Source organism: Bacteroides galacturonicus (genome assembly GCF_003096855.1).
Taxonomy (GTDB): Bacteria; Bacillota; Clostridia; order Lachnospirales; family Lachnospiraceae; genus Lachnospira; species Lachnospira rogosae.
Map to the genome: position 1 here is coordinate 185,621 of NZ_QEOA01000007.1, position 14,141 is coordinate 199,761.

General features: G+C 36.0%; 13 protein-coding genes and 1 riboswitch. Of the genes, 4 read left to right on the top strand and 9 right to left on the bottom strand.

What is annotated here, in order from left to right; all coding sequences use genetic code 11:
* Positions 1-437: 437 nt before the first annotated feature.
* A complete protein-coding gene (gene metK / locus C7390_RS11395; protein WP_055306895.1) occupies positions 438-1,619 on the bottom strand; it encodes a methionine adenosyltransferase in 1,182 nt (393 codons plus the stop codon).
* A gap of 142 nt (positions 1,620-1,761) precedes the next feature.
* A riboswitch (SAM riboswitch) is annotated at positions 1,762-1,860 on the bottom strand.
* A 157-nt stretch (positions 1,861-2,017) separates the two neighbouring features.
* Between metK and C7390_RS11400 the strand changes: the two genes are divergently transcribed.
* Positions 2,018-3,160 (top strand): HD-GYP domain-containing protein, encoded by a 1,143-nt coding sequence (locus C7390_RS11400; protein ID WP_116444219.1) that lies wholly within the window; start codon positions 2,018-2,020, stop codon positions 3,158-3,160.
* A 404-nt stretch (positions 3,161-3,564) separates the two neighbouring features.
* On the opposite strand, the gene eno is transcribed toward C7390_RS11400, so the two are convergent.
* The 3 genes from eno to C7390_RS11415 all read right to left on the bottom strand — a co-directional run bounded on the left by eno (position 3,565) and on the right by C7390_RS11415 (position 6,035).
* The gene (eno, locus tag C7390_RS11405) at positions 3,565-4,887 is read right to left on the bottom strand and encodes a phosphopyruvate hydratase (protein WP_090140886.1); all 1,323 of its coding nucleotides are present in this window, start codon (positions 4,885-4,887) and stop codon (positions 3,565-3,567) included.
* 374 nt (positions 4,888-5,261) lie between these two features.
* Positions 5,262-5,516, bottom strand: coding sequence for a sporulation transcriptional regulator SpoIIID (gene spoIIID, locus C7390_RS11410; RefSeq protein WP_022502395.1), 255 nt, complete (start codon positions 5,514-5,516; stop codon positions 5,262-5,264).
* Between the two features lie 63 nt (positions 5,517-5,579).
* A complete protein-coding gene (locus C7390_RS11415; RefSeq protein WP_082421657.1) occupies positions 5,580-6,035 on the bottom strand; it encodes a low molecular weight protein-tyrosine-phosphatase in 456 nt (151 codons plus the stop codon).
* A gap of 281 nt (positions 6,036-6,316) precedes the next feature.
* Between C7390_RS11415 and C7390_RS13935 the strand changes: the two genes are divergently transcribed.
* From C7390_RS13935 to C7390_RS11430, 3 genes are read left to right on the top strand one after another with little or no spacing between them, the layout of a single operon-like run.
* Positions 6,317-6,532 (top strand): helix-turn-helix domain-containing protein, encoded by a 216-nt coding sequence (locus C7390_RS13935; protein ID WP_349153800.1) that lies wholly within the window; start codon positions 6,317-6,319, stop codon positions 6,530-6,532.
* Positions 6,529-7,530, top strand: a complete 1,002-nt coding sequence (locus C7390_RS11425; protein WP_055176916.1) for a DNA adenine methylase — start codon at positions 6,529-6,531, stop codon at positions 7,528-7,530. Before C7390_RS13935 ends, C7390_RS11425 begins: the two co-directional genes overlap by 4 nt.
* Before the next feature lie 9 nt (positions 7,531-7,539).
* Positions 7,540-8,328 carry a TRM11 family SAM-dependent methyltransferase gene (locus tag C7390_RS11430; RefSeq protein ID WP_055176912.1) on the top strand — a complete coding sequence of 263 codons (789 nt, stop codon included), beginning with the start codon at positions 7,540-7,542 and terminating at the stop codon, positions 8,326-8,328.
* 88 nt (positions 8,329-8,416) lie between these two features.
* Here C7390_RS11430 and C7390_RS11435 read toward each other — a convergent pair whose 3' ends face one another.
* The 5 genes from C7390_RS11435 to spoIIR form a co-directional block, all read right to left on the bottom strand.
* Complete coding sequence (locus C7390_RS11435; RefSeq protein ID WP_116444220.1) at positions 8,417-9,565, bottom strand: hypothetical protein; 1,149 nt, start codon at positions 9,563-9,565, stop codon at positions 8,417-8,419.
* Between the two features lie 30 nt (positions 9,566-9,595).
* Positions 9,596-10,195, bottom strand: a complete 600-nt coding sequence (locus C7390_RS11440) for a hypothetical protein (RefSeq protein WP_055176905.1) — start codon at positions 10,193-10,195, stop codon at positions 9,596-9,598.
* Between the two features lie 303 nt (positions 10,196-10,498).
* Entirely contained in the window at positions 10,499-12,256 is a 1,758-nt protein-coding gene (thrS, locus tag C7390_RS11445) for a threonine--tRNA ligase (RefSeq protein WP_022502393.1), read from the bottom strand.
* A gap of 439 nt (positions 12,257-12,695) precedes the next feature.
* Positions 12,696-13,145: a DUF1934 domain-containing protein gene (locus tag C7390_RS11450; protein ID WP_022502392.1), complete on the bottom strand. Its 450-nt coding sequence runs from the start codon at positions 13,143-13,145 to the stop codon at positions 12,696-12,698.
* A gap of 199 nt (positions 13,146-13,344) precedes the next feature.
* A complete protein-coding gene (gene spoIIR, locus C7390_RS11455) occupies positions 13,345-13,983 on the bottom strand; it encodes a stage II sporulation protein R (protein ID WP_022502391.1) in 639 nt (212 codons plus the stop codon).
* Between the last annotated feature and the right edge of the window lie 158 nt (positions 13,984-14,141).

The window sequence follows — 14,141 nt, forward strand, 5'->3', positions numbered from 1 at the left end:
ATAAGTACTATACATTGTAAAATGCTATACTATATTAAGTATAAAATACTATATACCAGCATCACACTTTAACTTTTCCAACAATTATATCTTGTTAATATACCTGCTATCAAAAACATTTTTCATAGCTAATCAACATTATATACATAAATACAGAATTTTAAAAGTCCTAAACGCTAAAAAAAGAAAAAATTTTTTAAAAGCATAAAATAGCATTAGATTTGTGTTCGATATTCTTGATATAACACCAAAATAATGAAAAACTCACATTATTGACAAAACCTACATAGCAGAAAATTTACATTTGCATTCTTACAAAAAATCAAAATATGGCGGATACATTTTACTAATTCTAAAATGTATCCGCCATATATCAATTATATAATTATATTAATTCCTATAATTTAACTAATTTAATCCATCCAATTATATCTTTATTAAAGATACTTCTTAAGTGCATCAACCTTATCTAACTGCTCCCAAGGAAGGTTAAGATCTGTACGTCCAAAGTGGCCATAGCTTGCTGTCTGCTTGTAGATAGGTCTTCTTAAGTCAAGCATCTTGATAATTCCGTTTGGTCTTAAATCAAAGTTCTCTCTTATGATTTCTACAATCTTCTCATCGCTTAACTTACCTGTGCCAAATGTATCAACACATATAGATGTTGGATGTGCAACACCTATAGCATATGAAAGCTGGATTTCACATCTGTCGGCGATACCTGCTGCAACTAAGTTCTTAGCTACATAACGGGCTGCGTATGCTGCCGAACGGTCAACCTTAGTGCAGTCCTTACCAGAGAAAGCTCCACCACCATGTCTTGCAGCTCCACCGTAAGTATCTACGATAATCTTTCTACCTGTAAGGCCTGAATCCCCATTTGGACCACCTATAACGAAACGTCCTGTTGGATTGATGAATATCTTAGTATCTGCATCTACCATAGCCTGGTCAACGATTGCATCGATAACATACTTCTTGATATCTTCGTGAATCTGTTCCTGTGTTACATCCGGTGCATGCTGTGACGAAACAACAATTGCATCGAGACGGATTGGCTTGTTGTTCTCATCATATTCAACAGTTACCTGTGTCTTTCCATCTGGTCTTAAGTAGCTTAATGTACCATCCTTGCGAACCTTTGTAAGCTGCTTGGAAAGCTTCTGTGCAAGTGCTGCTGAGTATGGCATATATTCTTCTGTCTCGTTAGTAGCATAACCAAACATCATACCCTGATCTCCAGCACCAAGGTCATCATCTTCCTTATCTACACCTTCCTTAGCTTCAAGTGCCTTATCAACACCCATAGCTATATCTGCTGACTGCTTATCAAGTGCAACCATAACAGCACAAGTATTACCATCAAAGCCTTTTTCTGAACTATCATAACCAATCTCTACAACTGTATCACGTACAATCTGAGGAATATCAACATTTGCCTTAGTTGTAATCTCACCCATAACCATAACGAAACCTGTGTTAGTAAGTGTCTCGCAGGCTACTCTTGAATATGGATCCTGTGCATAAAGTGCATCAAGCACTGCATCTGAAATCTGGTCGCAGATTTTGTCAGGATGTCCTTCAGTTACTGATTCTGATGTAAATAATCTTTTTTCCATTCTTTGTCTTTCTCCTTCTTAATATCTAATCCTTTAGTCACTGTGATTAATATCACTTATCATCCTTGGTGTTTCCGACTTTTTAAATGTAATAGCAAAAACCGGAGCCCCCTAAGGGACCCCGATTGTTTATCTCGAAATCCTCTCATTGTTCGAATTCTCTCGCTCAGGTTGGCACCTTCCTAAAAAGGGGTTGCCGGGCTTCATAGATCCTATGTATCTCCACCGCTCTAAATAAGGGATATAATCATTATTTAATTAACTGCATATAGATACTACACAATTGATGCTAATACGTCAAGTCTAATTGACTTTTTTATATATTAAATTTATAATATTTTTATCATTTAATCGTAATATGATTACTAATATTCAAGCCATATAAGAGGATTTAACTAATGAACGAACTTACAATATTTATATTTGATGCAGAAGAAGGAATGGAACTTTCCCGTGACGTAATACTTAATGATGGTTCTATCCTTTTGACAAAAGGAACTGTCCTTAATCTTGACCTCATTTCAAGAATTTCAGGACATCATATTCTTGAAATATCTGTATATGATAAGACTGAGGCTGATTCTGCCATAGATAATCGTACTATAAGCAGCATTTCTGCTGTAGACGGAGCTAAAGAAGCTGCCAAAGCCGCTGATGATGAGAACACCAAATACTACGAAACTGTCCGTAATTCAGAAGAATTCAAGACATTTGAAGAACATTACAATGAACATATTGACACTTTCAAAGATGACTTAAAGAAGTTAATCTCATCTGATGATGAAGTTAACACAAAATCTTTAGTCAAAAATACTATTGACATCGTTGCTGAGTCTAACAACTCATTACAGTTATTTGATATGCTTCACGCTATGCGTGACGTTGATGACCTTACATATGTCCACTCTATGAATGTCGCTTTAATCGCTTCTGTCATTGGCAAATGGATGGGCTACAATCAGGAGAAGATTAAGGTGCTTACACTCGCTGGACTTATGCACGATATTGGTAAGCTCCTTATACCTGAGAAGATTCTTAACAAGCCCGGAAATCTTACTGATAACGAATACGAAATCATGAAAAAGCACGTCAACTTAGGTTACGAGCAGGTTAAGAACAAGTTTATGCCTATGTCTGTTAAGGAAGCTATTCTTCTCCATCACGAAAAATGTGACGGAACTGGTTATCCTTTCGGACTCAAGAGCGATAAAATACCTGAAACAGCCAAGATTATTGCAATAGCTGATGTATATGATGCAATGACTTCAAGCCGTATATACAGAGCTCCTATATGTCCATTTGAGGTAGTACGCCTTATGTATGAAGACGCATTTACCAAGTTTGACCCTGTATTTGCAATACCTTTCCTTAAAAATGTAGCTTCATCTTACATTCACACTGATGTACGTCTGTCTGACGGACGTGTAGGAAAGGTCATACTTATTAATGACAGTGCACTTCACAAGCCAGTTGTGCAGGTTGATGGGGAATATATTGATCTTTCTAAGAAGAAGGATTTGAATATTACGGCACTGTTATAGAAGCGTTCCGAAAATGTCTCATCTAAGTATGAAGATATTGCCGAATTACAGATTTAACCAATTAAAGGATTGAGAAATAACTCAATTACAGTTTTGCTAATTTGTGGATTGACAACAGACGCAGCAAGGACTGCTATATTACCGCCGGGCACGTTCACACTGCTTGCAGCCATAGCGGACACATAAGCGGTTAAAATACAGCCGCTAAGTGCCGACGGCTGCAAAAGCACCCAGCTTGTAATATAGCAGTCCTTGCTGCTGTTTTTATTCTTTATTTACTATCTGTTAATTGAATATATCGGACATTTTTACAGTCTGCATAATAACCAGACTTTGGATTTTCTGTATACAATATGCTAATATTGTATACAGTTTTTTATTTAATCTCTTTATGTCTTGTTTGACTATTTTCCAAAAGCTTCTATGCCGGCGTATGTGGCGGACTCGCCTAGTTCGTCTTCTATTTGTAGGAGGCGGTTGTATTTGGCGATACGCTCGGCTCTTGATGGTGCACCTGTCTTTATCTGACCCATATTAAGAGCAACTGCCAGATCTGCTATTGTTGTATCATCTGTTTCACCTGAGCGATGGCTGGCAATTGCTGTGTAACCGTATCTATGTGCCATTTTTACTGCTTCTAATGTCTCTGATAATGTTCCAATCTGGTTAGGCTTTATAAGAATTGAATTCGCACAACCCATCTCAATTCCTTTCTTTAATCTTACTGTATTAGTTACGAATAAATCATCTCCCACAATCTGTACTTTTTCCCCAAGTCTTTCTGTAATGCTTTTCCAGCCACTCCAATCTTCCTCATTAAGAGGGTCTTCAATTGAAATAATTGGAAATTTATTAACCAGCATTTCATAATAATTAATTAATTCTTCAGTACTCCTTTTTATTCCGCCATCGGCTGAGTTTCCAAGAGCTGCGTATTCTCTTGCAAATTCATATAATCCGCTCTCTGTATTGTAAAGTTCTGATGCCGCAGCATCCATAGCAAAATACACATCCTTACCCGGTTCATATCCTGCTGCCATAACTGCTTCCTGCAACACAGCAAACACTTCATCTGCCTTTGTTATGGCAGGTGCAAATCCGCCCTCGTCACCAACAGTTGTAACATATCCCCTCTGTGAAAGTATGTCCCTTAATGAATGAAACACTTCTGTTCCCATCCTTAAAGCTTCCCTGAAACAAGGTGCTCCTGCTGGAACTATCATATACTCCTGAAAATCGCTTCCAACAGCATGTCTTCCACCATTAATTATATTCATAAGTGGAACCGGCAATGTAGTACCAGCCACTCCTCCAAGGAAACGATACAGCGGCATATGCAGCGACTGTGCTGCAGCTCTTGCTGCCGCAATTGAAACTGCAAGTATCGAATTAGCTCCAAGCCGTGCCTTATCATGCGTTTTGTCTTCGTCAATCATCGCTTTATCAACTGAATATGTTTCTGACGAATCCATCGCAAGAACGCTGTTATTAAGCTCGACATTTATGTGATTAACTGCTTTAAGCGTACCTTTACCACCATATCGTTTAAGATTCATATCCCTGAGTTCTACCGCCTCAAACGCACCTGTTGACGCACCGCTTGGTGACTTTCCCATTCCAACTGTTCCGTCTTTTAGCATAACCTGTGCCTCAACTGTCGGATTGCCCCTTGAGTCAAGAATTTCCCTGCCTATAACCTTTCTTATCTCAAGCTTTCTATGTTCCATAACCTTATGTGACCTGTTATGGCTTCCTGCTGGAATACACGGATTATCAAGATATCCTGCCGGAATTCCATCACTATAAGCACTTGCCGCTGGTGCACAGCACCTTACTGCATCCGGCTCATTCATTGGTACACCACCTGCAAAGTCAGACGAATCATAATTCATTCTACAACCTCCATTAATACAACAACTAATATTTACTAATAAAATGTGTGTCTGTCACATTTATAATTCCAGTTATATTATTGGTAGTTATGTCTGATTTATTCAATTTTCTTTTTATGTATAACGTACAAAGTGCAAATTGTAAAATACAAAGTGCAAAATATACAATATAAAGTGCGAAATATAAAATGTAAAATATAAAAATTATTTTATCTTGTCATATGTGAATATTTTTCTTTGGTTGCAAGTCCACCCCTTATGTGGCGTTCCTGCTTATTAATATCCAGTATTTTCCTGACCTTCGCTGCAAGCTGTGGGTCTATCTCCAAAAGTCTTGTCGTAACATCTTTATGTGCTGTGCTTTTGCTCACCCCAAACTGCTTAGCCGCCTTGCGCACTGTTGCATTATTGTCGATTATATAATCAGCTATATCTATAACCCTTTCTTCAATATAAGTTTTCAAATAAAAACCCCTGCATATCTGTTTGTACAGTTTATGCAGGGGTGGGGAAAATATACTATTTAATTAAAGATTCATAAGAACTTTTAGCAATCCTTCACAGCCTTTTCTTACATCTTTATATGTCGCCTCAAAATCTCCTGTATACCAAGGGTCTGCCACATCCGAACCTGAACCTGCAAATGTCATAAGCTTGTATACCTTTTCGTCAGGATCTCCACCAGATAGTCTCTGCATATTGCGGATATTCTCTGTATCCATGCCAATCAGGTAATCATACTCCTCATAATCATTAAGTGTCATCTGCACTGCTCTATGAGGAATTACAGGTATTCCCTCCGCTTTAAGCTTCGCCACGGTTCCGCTATGTGGCGGATTGCCTATTTCTTCACAGCTTGTTGCCGCCGAGTTGATGTAAAATTGATCTTCAACTCCTGCCTGTTTAACTAAATATGTCATAATGCTTTCTGCCATAGTGCTGCGGCAGATGTTGCCGTGGCAGATGAAAAGTACTCGTATCATATATTTTTAACTCCTATCTTATCTCGGTTTTTCCTTATTTTTCAAGCATTTGCGTGCTTTTTTAGTCTGCCGACCATTTTCCATAAATCATTCCTCACTAATCACTCTTAACATTTTATCATATCTCCACATACAACACCATTTAAAATTGCTTCACATTATTCACATTTCCATAATTTTTTTCATATATTAGTTGTGTTTTTCATACTTCTATGATATACTGTATAATATTAATTTAAGGAGTATTTCTAATGTCAGTATGTTACAAAAAACTACAACATATGTTAATAGAACGGGAGATTTCTCACTCTCAGTTAATGCGTGAAGCTCATATATCTGCGAATATTATTAGTAAGATTAAGACTGGACAATATATTGCGCTTGATAAAGTCGAAAGTATATGTAACGCTTTGAATTGCACACCTAACGATATATTAGTATTTTTACCTGATAATCCAGATAATAACTCCAACAATAACAAAGGAGCAAAGTCATGAATTATATAGGTTCTAAATATTCTCTTTTAGACTTTTTAGAAACAACTATTGCAGATGTAACCGGATATCATAATGGCGATAATTACATTTTTGCTGATTTATTTTCCGGAACAGGAATCGTAGGACAGACATATAAAGCTAAGGGGTGCTCAGTCATTTCCAATGATATTCAGTATTACAGCTATGTTCTAAGCAAGCATTATATTGAGAACACTCCCGAATTGAATTCAGAGCTTTTGTCATATTTTAATAATCTAGAACCAGTCGAAGGATTTATATATAATAACTACTGTGAAGGATCTGGCTCTGGCCGCAATTACTTCACTAATTATAATGGTAAAAAATGTGATGCCATAAGAATAGAATTAGAGTGCCTTAAGGATAATAATAAAATTGATTCGCATACATATTATTATTATCTTGCCAGTCTTATTAATTCAATAGACAAATACGCCAACACTGCATCTGTTTACGGTGCTTTCCTTAAAAAGATTAAAAAATCAGCTCAAAAGGATTTTAAATTAGAATTGCTTCCTGTTATTAACGGAACTGCTGGTAAAGCATACAATCAGGACATCAACCGATTAATACGCGACATTAAAGGCGATGTTTTGTATCTTGACCCGCCATACAATTCAAGACAATATTGTTCTAATTATCACGTTTTAGAAACTATTGCACGATATGACAATCCTGTACTAAGCGGAAAGACCGGACTTCGTGATTCTAGTGACCAGAAAAGCCTTTTTTGTTCTAAACGTACTGTATGTAACGCATTTGATGACTTAATAAGACATTCCGATTTTAAATACATTTTCTTAAGTTACAATAACGAAGGTCTTATGTCTTTAGACACTATTAAAGATATAATGTCTCAATACGGCAAATATTCCTTTTACACCAAGGAATATAAAAGGTTTAAAGCAGACAAGGAAACCAACAGAAATATTGCTGCTTCCTCCACAACAGAATATTTACATTGCTTAATTAAACAATAGGAGATTTTAATGGCTCGATATAACGATTTAGATCCAAAATATTGGAAAGAATATACTGATATTAATACTGATTCTCTATGGATAATAGACAAACGTGACAACTCTGGTGTTCATTCACCCGACTATCATGGCAACTTTGTTCCACAGATCCCCCACCAGTTGTTTACAAGATATACCAAAAAGGGGGACTGGATACTTGATCCATTTATGGGTGGAGGCACTTCACTTATAGAAGCCCAACGCATGGGACGTAATTCGATTGGGATAGAACTTCAGCCAGATATCGCAAGAAATAGCGAAACACTAATTAATATTGAACATAATGACAACTGCATAACCAAAGTGATAACCGGCGACAGTCGTTGCTATAATATCAACAGCCTAATGGAACAATTTAACATTCCCGCATTTCAATTTGTTATTATGCACCCTCCTTATTGGGATATTATCAAATTCTCTGATAACATCAATGACCTTTCAAATTCTCACACGCTTAATGAATTTCTTGATTCATTTGGAATGGTTATAGATAATACAACTAAATATCTTGAAAAGAACAGATACTGTGCATGTGTTATTGGTGACAAATATGCCAATAGCCAGGTTATTCCTCTAGGATTTTATTGTATGAACCAATTCCTTGAAAGAGGATTTTTATTAAAGGCTATTCTTGTTAAGAATTTTGGTGAAACAAAAGGTAAATCTAACCAACAGGGCATATGGCGTTACCGTGCTATCACTAATGATTTCTATATATTTAAACACGAATATATTTTTATATTTAAAAAAGTAAAATAATCACTGATATGTACTGTTCTTACTGGTTTGTTCAGTAAAGAAAGTACATATCACTCTGACCACCTCACCTTTTCATTATATATTTTTTCTATACAACTTTTTCAAATGTTATATCATTATTTACAATGTCAAATGCTATGTATTCAGTTGCCGCAATACTTACATTTTGAATACTAGAATTTATAAGATCTACACTTCTAATTTTTTCAATAATATCTATATTGTCTGTTTTTCTTGCTAATATACAAGGGTGAATAACCACAGGCTTTTTATATTTTAACAAATTAGGTACTATATATTGAGATACCCATTGCAAATACCATCGTAACTGATGACTCAATATATATTCATATGGTTCTTCATCTTTAAGCTCTACAACTTTAACATGTATTTCTTCATCATTCTGCTCAATAATCAAAGTATCAATCTTCTGCATCCCGACACCACAAGCCACTTCATTTCCCACCCAGGCACTTCCATTTCCCAATGGCAGGAGAATATTCTTTAGTATGCCATCATCATATTTTTGCATAATATAAGCCTGCAAATGTGTTTCAAATGCATTTTTCTTACCAGCTTTATATAATAACCTCGGTTTAATATCCAAACTTCCTTTTCTGCCAGTATACTGTTTTGTTTCCTTGGCAGTAATAATTCTTACCTCTCCTTCATCAAAAGTAAATCCAGCTCCTTTTAGTTGATTATCCTGGTTCTTTTTCTTAATTTTACATAATAGATCTTCAAATTCATATGGCGTAATCATAGTACAGCCCCTATTACCTTTAAGCTTACGATAAATCAAGCTCCAACATAATTCATATGGTGCTTCTTTTCCTGTAAGATCATCAAGATACTCATGTTCGGTTATACCATAAGAATAAACTGTATCTGCCTCTATTTCAATTCGATATGATAAGCCCTTCCCCAATTCATCCGATAAATAATTCTTATTATCATTTTCATCAAAAAAAGCTGCTGATTTTGCTTTAAATATGCCAAAGAACATCCCCGGATTATTAACCGTTGCCTGTAAATAAAAAATAATCTTATCATCTGGTCTTATCCGCGAAATATCTGCTATCATTCCAACTAAATTTCTTTCTGTAGTTGGCTGAAATTTAATGTCTGATTTTTCTAAAAACAGGCTCATTCTATTTTTTGCCCCTGTACCTGCAAACATATACTCTAAATGCTGCTTAAATGTTATCTGATTAACAACAAATACATGAATATTCATAATATCACCCCATTAATAACTCTGTGTATTTTATTTTTTCTCCTGAAGATGTCTCCTAAATTCTATAGGATCATACCAATAACAGCCTATACATGCATTCTCCTCATTATTATGCTTCGCTCCTCCCTTATAGTATGACATTGGATAACCAAGTTGTTTAGCATCGTATCTTATACCCGTTCTCATACACTCTTTACAGAACTGTCTTTTGGCATCATTAGCTGCTTTACTCAACGCCTGAAAATCTGATAATCTCTGAGCTTCATTTTTCATAACCCTTGCTTCATTTTTCATTCCATTTTTATGATCAACCTCTGGATTTGACGTTCCAAGCACCACACATCTTCTTGATTTTATCTCTCTTTTTATAGACGCATTAATGTGCTGTGAATAATCTCCATTATTAAATCCATTAAGTCTTATTCTGTCGATGCTATTCCCCGGTGTATCTTTCTTATAAAATTCAACATTATATTTTTTTGCCAATGTTGATTCTTTTCTTGCCCATGAAGCTCCATTTCCAAATGTTAAATCTGCATACTCACCCACAAATTCAGACACATACACCCATCTGCTTACACCATTCTTATCTGGAGCGGCAAGCTTAAGAAAAAGTTCTGTTTTAGTCATTTTCTTTCTCCTCCATCCCTATGTACAAATATATAAGTTACATCAATATTTTAATACAATTATATAAAGCACAATGCCAAAAGTCTATAACCAACATATTATATATCTATTAAATAAGAAAACCAGCAGCACCTCCCCAGCACCAAAACAAGCCCTTCATAAGCCAACCTTCAATGCCAGCGAAAGCCACTGCTGGTTTTCACCTATTATTTATTATATGTTTCTAAGATCCAAGTATTATAGCTACAGCCAATATCTACACATTAGTAAATCTCTTAGCATGCACATTATGCATTTCTGTCATTATCTTGCCTTATTCTTTATCTCTGTATCAATCTTTTCTACGAACTCATCAAGTCCAAGTGTTGTTGTATCCTGCTGTCCGTGAAGTCTGTATGATACTGTCTTGTTCTCCTGCTCGTTAAATCCAATAACAAGAAGATATGGAACTTTCTGGATCTGTCCCTCACGCATACGATAACCAAGCTTTTCTGCTCTGTCATCAAGTTCTACTCTTACATTTTTAGCTTCAAGAGCATCAACGATTTCGTGTGCATAATTCATAATCTCATCATTATCTGTCTTAACTGGCATTACTCTTACCTGAACTGGTGCTAACCATGTTGGAAGGTTACCCTTTGTTTCTTCAAGTATATATGCCATAAATCTGTCAAGAGAACCAAGTATAGCTCTGTGAAGTACAACTGGTGTCTTCTTCTCGCCATCCTTGTCAACATATGAAAGGTTGAACTTAGCTGGAAGACAGAAGTCTAACTGGCATGTAGATAATGTGATTTCATTACCAACAGCCGGCTTAACATTAACATCAAGCTTAGGACCGTAGAATGCAGCTTCACCGATTTCTTCTGTATATTCAATACCAAGACTGTTCATAACATCTCTTAAAGCATTTTCAGCCTTATTCCACATTTCATCATCATCGTGGTACTTAGTCTTATTTTCTGGATCTCTAAGTGAAAGAACACAACGATAATCTGTAATTCCAAAATCCTTGTATGTTGAGAATATAAGGTCAACTACCTTAGATATTTCATCTTTAATCTGCTCTGGTGTTACAAAAAGGTGGGCATCATTCTGGCAGAAATGTCTTCCTCTTTCAATACCCTTTAATGTTCCACTTGACTCATATCTGAAATCATGTGCTATCTCACCAATTCTTATAGGAAGATCCTTATATGAGTGAAGTCTGTTAGCATATATCATCATATGATGAGGGCAGTTCATTGGTCTTAATACAAATGCTTCATCATCAACTTCCATTGCCGGGAACATATTTTCCTTATAATGATCCCAGTGTCCTGATGTCTTATAAAGATTAACTGTACCAACACAAGGTGTCATAACGTGCTGATATCCAAGCTTTCTTTCTTTATCTTTAATATAGTTCTCAAGTTCCTGCCATATTATATAACCCTTTGGTAAGAACATTGGAAGACCACGTCCGATAAGGTCATCAACCATAAAGAGTTCCATATCCTTACCTATCTTTCTGTGATCTCTTTCCTTAGCTTCCTCAAGTTCCTGAAGGTGTGCTTCAAGTTCTTCTGGTGTTGGGAAACATACACCATATATTCTCTGGAGAACCTTATTATTGCTGTCGCCCTTCCAGTAAGCGCCTGAATGTCTGAGCAACTTAAAATTACGGCATAACTTAACATTATCAACGTGTGGTCCACGACAGAGATCTGTAAAATCTCCCTGCTCGTAGCAAGTTATTGTTCCATCTTCAAGGTTAGAGATAAGGTCTAACTTATATTCATCATCCTTGAACATTTCCATAGCTTCTTCTTTAGAGATTTCCTTGCGGATAATCTTCTTTCCTGACTTAGCTACCTTCTTCATTTCCTTTTCAATCTTAGGAATATCTTCATCTCTGATAACATCATCTCCAAGATCCACATCATAATAAAAACCTTCTGCTACAACTGGTCCTACCCAGAATTTAGCCTGTGGATAAAGATGCTTAATTGCCTGTGCCATTAAATGTGCACAAGAATGGTTTAATGTGCTTAACTGTTCATCTTCTTTAAAATTAACCATTATTATTAATCTCCTTTGCGTATTAGTCCGGACTTAGTTACCTGTTAAATGTGCTTTTTACCTGACATATAAAAAGCACCCACAAGGTACACTCTGCCATATACCTAAGGGTGCATTTGCACGGTTCCACCTTATTATTTCACTCTTACAGCCTGTAACGTATGCCACACGGTAACGCTTCAAGATTATATATTATAATCTCTTCTACGCACAGCTCAGGAATGGTCTTCATATAATAGTCACATAAGCTGATTTCACCACCACAGCTCTCTCTGTATGCTCCGCATATACTACTTTTTCCGTCATTGCTTTTATTTATTCAATCTGTCTGTCATTGTACCACGACACTTTATTTAAGGCAATACCTGAATTAAAATACAATTTGCAAAATATAATTTATAAAATACAGCTCTTTAAATATAATTTTATAAATGTATCTCTACAATTCAAGCTTTCCCTGATTACATATTTCAATTCTTACCTTACATTCACTCATCTGCTGCCCATTAACATCCATGGTGTATTCGAGTGCTATATTAATCTTATCTTCATCCCTTTCTATATCCAGCATGCTTGTATATATAGACATCGCAAGGCCTCCATAAGGTGTGTTATAACAGCTTACAGTCTTTTTATCCTGTATGAACTCCATAATTGTTGTTATTGCACCTTTTTTACTTATCTCAACTCTGTCCTCTGATATTTTAATAAGCGTGTCAGATTTTGCACTTTCTCCATCATACACTTCTTCATAGCGTATATATTCCTTGCCTGCCCTCCTAGTGTATCTTCCAACGCTTATTATCTCAATATCTTCTGCCTCTTTATAAGCATCGCCCGCCTCTTGTGCCGACAGTCCTCTTATCTTAACATATACCTTATCATTCATATTCTCGTGTGTACTCCCTTTCTTATTCTCTGATTATTGATAAATATAATCACCCTATATCAGTAATTTCCTGATACTTACAATCTTTTTATGCTTATAATTACTGAATGTCAACAATCGCCTTATATCCATAATCTTCTGATACTTACAATTATTTTATGTTTATAATTAATTTTACAGGTTATTTTACATTTACAGCTTATTTCTTATTTAAAAATTTAAGATACTTGAATCTGTACTGTACCTTTTCTCCAGACACTACCCTGTACTCATCTTCTGTCAGTACATTTTTAAGCTCATCCTTTGACTCATCCGGCACAACACCATATACTGCATCCACAAAACATAATGGTGGATATAATACGCACCACCAGTTCCTGCCTGAAGCCTCTCCTATATCTATTCTAAATGCCTCATATTCCCCTGGCGGAAATGTCATATCCCCGTAGCTTTTCATCGGAAAATAGCAATTTTCAAAATAAACGCTTACATCTTCCTTACTTCCAAGGCTCCTAAGCTTATCAACAGCAACATTCTTTATATTATCACTCTCATCACTTAAAATCTGTCTTGACTCCTCTAATGATACGGATTGTGAAAGCTTCGGACTTATATAATCAAGCACCGCTGCCTTAACAAGCATTTTATTATTCTGTGCCTCCTCAGAGTCGTCATTCGCCCTTATATGAAATCTTATAATCTGCGAAGCTATATCTTTTTGCATAAATGCTGCATAAGTATCACTATACAATCGTATTCCTACAATTACAAGCATAATAATGCTTAATGCCAGTATAATATAAGTTGATTTTGCACTTTTTTCATTTAATTTTAACATATATACCCCCTTGTTTGCTGGTAGTTTCTGGATGGTTCTGGGAAGCGGAAATGCTTATGCTCGGATAGTGTGACGGACGGATAGTGTTAGTGTGACGGACGGACGTTGTTACATACGGACGTTGTGAGGACTTACTATATTACCGCTGGGCACGCCCC